The following is a 3027-nucleotide window of genomic DNA, read 5'->3' on the forward strand; positions in this document are numbered from 1 at the left end:
GTGCGCCGTCGTGAGCGAGGCCACGGCACGGGCCGGATCCGCTTCGTCGGCGGCGGTCAACTGATCGAGCAATCCGGGAAGTCGGTCAGTGTATTTTTTGACCACTGACAAGCGCGCCTGGATCTCGCGATCCTCGGTCGCCTCGGCGTAGTCTTCCAGATCGCCGATGCTGTTGAAGGCGCGCAAAAAGGGATCGCGGATCGCGCCGTGCTCGCCGTCCATTAGCCGCCAAGCGTCCAACAGCGTCTCGAAATGATCGTTGTACGCCCCGCCCACGAAATGAATCCTGGCGCGCGCGTTCGCCTGGAGCAAGCCGATGCCGCGCTCGATCAGACCGGCGTTGGTGCGGTGCAGATAAACGGTTTGTAGATCGCCGCTGGCGGGACCGCGCGTACTCGGTCCGCCCCGTCCTTCCAGGGTCAGCGGTTCGTTTTTGAATGTGCCCAGGAGCGCGTTCGCCACGTCGGCAATCGCCGAGCCGAACCGAAAGCTGGCCGTCAGCGCATGGCGTTCCCCGTCCAGGCGATCCATCGCGTTCATCGCCCCGCGAAAGGCGTAAATATTCTGGTGCGCGTCCCCGACCAGGACGCGCCCGGTCTGCTGGCGATTGAAAATCTGAAACAGACAGGGGTTGGTGTCCTGCGCCTCGTCGAGCAGGATGACGTCGTACTTCCGCAGATCCGGTTTGGAGAGTTGATACAGCTTGAGATAGCCGTCGTGGGGCATCGGCATCGCCGCGTTTTGGACATCCTGCATGGCGTCCCAGAACCGCCGGGCGGCGGCGAGAACATCCGCCGGACCGAACCGGAGCGGACCGGTGTCGACATGATCGAGATGCAGCGTCGGATTCCCGGACATCAGAAAGCGCGAGACGGTGCGCAGGGCTTGATCGGCGAACAGCAGCGCCTCGTCGCGGTTGAGCGATACCTTCAGCATGTCGCGCGCGTGATGCGCGCGTGGCTGTCCGAGCTTGTGCTTGTAGCGACTGCCGCAGGTGGCGAACGCCAGCGAATGCGAGGTGCGGCAGTCGACGTGGCTGGGAAACCGCTGTTTCGCCGCCTCCGCCACCGCTTTGTTGAACGCCAGATAGAGCATCCGTTGCTGGGGTCGCGCCTCGGCAAAGCCCACGAGCGTTGCCGTCTTGCCGGTTCCCGCGAAGGCGTTGATCGAGAGCGTGTCGGCGTGCGAGTGGATGATGCCCTGTTGTTCGGCGGTGTAGTCGAACGGTTGGCCGGGGGCGACGTGCGTGGCGGAATCGGGCATGGGGAAGTCTCCTAGCGAGCGAGAGGGGCGGCCAGCGACAACGCTTGGCCGCGATGAAGAACCTGCGCGTCCTGCAAAAATCCCGTGCCATCGCCGCGCGAGACGGTGCCAGGGGCCAGAGTAAAGATAAGCCCAATCAGGCAGGCGGGCGCTGACGCCTTGAACGATTGCCAGATCGGGTCGCCAAGCGGGTGGCGAGCGGGCCAAACACGCTGATCGGTGACGCTGGGCAAGAGGGTGGCCGCGATCGCTTTCCCGGACGGCGTGATCCAGGTCCAGGCCGGATCGCCGCCGAACCAGGAGGGCGCGTGCCCGAGGATCGGCGTCCGAACGATTTCTAAGCGAGAGCGGCAGGCGACAGAAGGAAGATGACAGCGATCGCCGATGACGACGAAGGTTCCGATGCGGCGGCGCGTCGAAACGGTCGATGGCGGCAGGTTGTCCGTGAGGGCCGCCGCGAGCGCCGCGTCGACGAGACGTCGCAAGGTGTCGCGGGCCTGTTCGGGGGTCGCCGCGAGGGAGGCGGGCATCCAGGCTGGCATCCAGGCGAGCAATCGGGACGACGATAAGGGATCGCTTGGCGATTGGCCGCGCAGCGACAGCGCGCGCATCCCGACCGCCATCCCCAGATCGACGCCAAGGGGCGGCAGGCGGGCATTGACGATGGCGTAACCCGTGTCGTTCGCGACGGCGGGGCGGCGGGGCGAGGTGGCGTCGAGGCAACCGGCGGCCATCAGCACGTTGACGGCACGCGCGTGCGCGGGGTTTTCCTGAAAGACGCCAGCGGGCCGAGACGCTGGGCCGGCACAACCGGCGAGCGCAATCAGCGCGAGGGTCAGGAGCGGGCGTGGGAGCGATTTCATTAGGCCAATCATAGCGTTTTACTGAAGACGTAAAACGATATTTTTTATACGCTATTGACGTGCGACGGCGAGGCGCTTAAGGTCGACGAACACGCTCGCCGGTCATCCGCCGGCCTTGTCAGAAGAGAGAAGTCTCATGCACGAATCGATCGCCAGAGCCTTGTATCGCGGCTACGTGCGCCGCTTGGATCAGCGTCCCGAACGGTCTTTACGCCCGCCCGCCGCCGTGCGCACGCGCGGTGCCTGGATGCGTCAGTCGCTGCTTGAAATCGAACGCCAGCCGCATTTCGTGATGATCGAAGCGAAGCGTCACGGCCACGGCAAACAGGAGGTGGCGATGGTCATGGGGGTGTGGCGTCAGCCGGAAACCTGGGCCGAAGGCTGGCAAGGCATCGCGTTCCTGCTCAATGCGCGCCAGTGCGAGGTCCACCCGGTCGAAATCCCCGTGCGCCTGACGCATCATCTGATCGAGCGCACCCTGCAACGCCTGAATCTCGAACAGCCGGTCGCGGCGATTCAAAGTCTGGGGCCGGCGATCTACACCGCCTTGTGGAATGCCGCGATCGACGGCGGGGTCGATGGCGATCGGCTCCTGGGGATGCCCGGCGGCGCGGTGATCGCGGCCCCGGCACAGGACGACCCCGATTGCTGGGCGCTGGTCACCTTCGTGGATGACGACAAGCTACGTCCGGCGCAGCGCCTGGACATCCAGGCGACCGCGCGCCGCGCGCAAACGCATGCCGAAGCATTCGCGCAGCTTGGCGCGCCCATCATGCCGCCGCCAGCGCGACAGGCGCGACGAATCGATGCGCCAGTCCCGCGCGCCTGGGTGTGCGCCTGATGGAAAATTTCATCGACGACATCCTTCTCAGCGCGCGCGCGGCCTATCAATGGCTCGCGA

3 protein-coding genes are annotated in these 3027 nt (G+C 65.4%); 1 reads left to right on the top strand and 2 read right to left on the bottom strand.

The features are described 5' to 3' along the window. Positions 1–1263 (bottom strand): UvrD-helicase domain-containing protein (locus QZY07_RS23740; protein WP_295408294.1); only part of this gene is annotated, 1263 nt, incomplete at its 3' end. An 11-nt stretch (positions 1264–1274) separates the two neighbouring features. Further along, complete coding sequence (locus QZY07_RS23745) at positions 1275–2126, bottom strand: hypothetical protein (RefSeq protein WP_295408296.1); 852 nt, start codon at positions 2124–2126, stop codon at positions 1275–1277. 136 nt (positions 2127–2262) lie between these two features. On the opposite strand from QZY07_RS23745, the gene QZY07_RS23750 reads away from it, so the two are divergent. Then, positions 2263–2967, top strand: coding sequence for a hypothetical protein (locus QZY07_RS23750; RefSeq protein WP_295408298.1), 705 nt, complete (start codon positions 2263–2265; stop codon positions 2965–2967). The last annotated feature ends 60 nt before the right edge of the window (positions 2968–3027 follow it).

This window comes from uncultured Thiocystis sp. (assembly GCF_903866365.1).
Taxonomy (GTDB): Bacteria; Pseudomonadota; Gammaproteobacteria; order Chromatiales; family Chromatiaceae; genus Chromatium.